General features: G+C 70.3%; 1 protein-coding gene and 2 pseudogenes. All 3 read left to right on the top strand.

The features are described from left to right. Nucleotides 1-431 (top strand): annotated as a pseudogene (locus tag H8R17_RS34090) (hypothetical protein); the annotation flags it as partial. Beyond that, a pseudogene (locus H8R17_RS34085) lies at nucleotides 389-642 on the top strand (Cmx/CmrA family chloramphenicol efflux MFS transporter); the annotation flags it as partial. The pseudogenes H8R17_RS34090 and H8R17_RS34085, both read left to right, overlap by 43 nt. 136 nt (nucleotides 643-778) lie before the next feature. Further along, the gene (locus H8R17_RS34080) at nucleotides 779-1,420 is read left to right on the top strand and encodes a DedA family protein (RefSeq protein WP_187827082.1); all 642 of its coding nucleotides are present in this window, start codon (nucleotides 779-781) and stop codon (nucleotides 1,418-1,420) included. Nucleotides 1,421-1,430: the final 10 nt, after the last annotated feature.

Genomic DNA, 1,430 nt, shown 5'->3' with positions numbered 1-1,430 from the left:
GGTACGGGGACCCGGCCTTCGACCTGGCCTTCTGCGTCAACCATCTGCTCCTCAAGAGCCTGGTGGTGCCCGAAGACCGCGCCGCACTCCTGCGATCCGCCCGGGTGCTGGCCGAGGAGTACGCCCGGTGCGTCGACTGGGAGCCCCGACCCGCCCTCGAGGAGCGGGCCGCGACACTGCTGCCGGCACTACTGCTCGCGCGTGTGGACGGCAAGTCCCCGGTGGAGTACCTCACCCACGACCGGCACCGGCTGTTCGTACGCACGGTGGCAGCGGCCCTGCTCCGGGCACCCGCCCCCACCGTGGCGGACGTCGTCGACGCCTGGGACACCGCCCTCCGGGCCCCGCCCGAACCCGGCAGCGACCGGCCCAACCGATGTGACAGGTCCCCTTGCGAGCGGAGCTCGCCCAGCTCACAAGGTCGGCATTGACTCTGGTGATGCTGCTCGGCGCGCTGGTGAACGCGGCAACGTTCGGAAGCTTCACCTTCCTCGCCCCCGTTGTGAACGACACCGCCGGGCTGGGCGAGTGGTGGATCTCTGTCGCCCTGGTGCTCTTCGGCTGGCCGGCCCTGGCGGTGCTGGCCAATGAGCCGGTCGCCCTGCCCTCGTGTTCGTGCAGGGCGCGCTGTCGTTCGCGCTGGAGGGCCCGCGGTGTGAGCCAACACCCCCGGTACCGGTGGGGCCGGGCCGCACTCCCGTGACCCGGTAGGCTTCCCGGTGTGCGCCGCGATCAGGTGCACACCGGGAATGCAGGGACAGACGGGAAGGAACCGGCGTTGCACGTCCAGGAGTGGCTCGACACCGTGCCCGCAGCCGCGGTCTACGCCCTGGTGGGCCTGGTCATCGGCCTGGAGAGCCTGGGCATCCCGCTGCCGGGCGAGATCATCCTGGTCTCCTCCGCTCTGCTCGCCTCCCAGCACGGCGACATCGACCCCGTGATGCTCGGCGCCTGCGCCAGCGCCGGAGCGATCATCGGCGACTCCATCGGGTACGCCATCGGCCGCAAGGGTGGACGGCCCCTGCTGGCCTGGCTCGGCAAGAAGTTCCCCAAGCACTTCAGCGAGGGGCACATCGCCACGGCCGAGCGCTCCTTCGAGAAGTGGGGCATGTGGGCCGTCTTCTTCGGCCGCTTCGTCGCCCTGCTCCGCATCTTCGCGGGCCCGCTTGCCGGCGTCCTGCGCATGCCGTACTGGAAGTTCCTCATCGCCAACGTCCTCGGCGGCACTCTCTGGGCCGGCGGCACCACCGCCGTCATCTACTACGTCGGCATCGTCGCCGAGGCCTGGCTCAAGCGCTTCTCCTGGCTGGGCCTGGTGGCAGCGGTCCTGGTCGGCGTCACGTCGATGCTCCTCATCAAGCGCAAGGCCAAGAAGGCGGGCACCTCGCACCAGGAAACGCCGGTGACTGAGCCAACCTAGTGCCCCGGCA

This window comes from Streptomyces sp. TRM68367 (assembly GCF_014495685.1).
In the GTDB taxonomy this organism is placed as follows: domain Bacteria; phylum Actinomycetota; class Actinomycetes; order Streptomycetales; family Streptomycetaceae; genus Streptomyces.
Note: the sequence above shows the minus strand (reverse complement) of the source record. Positions and strands in the feature narration are given on the sequence as shown.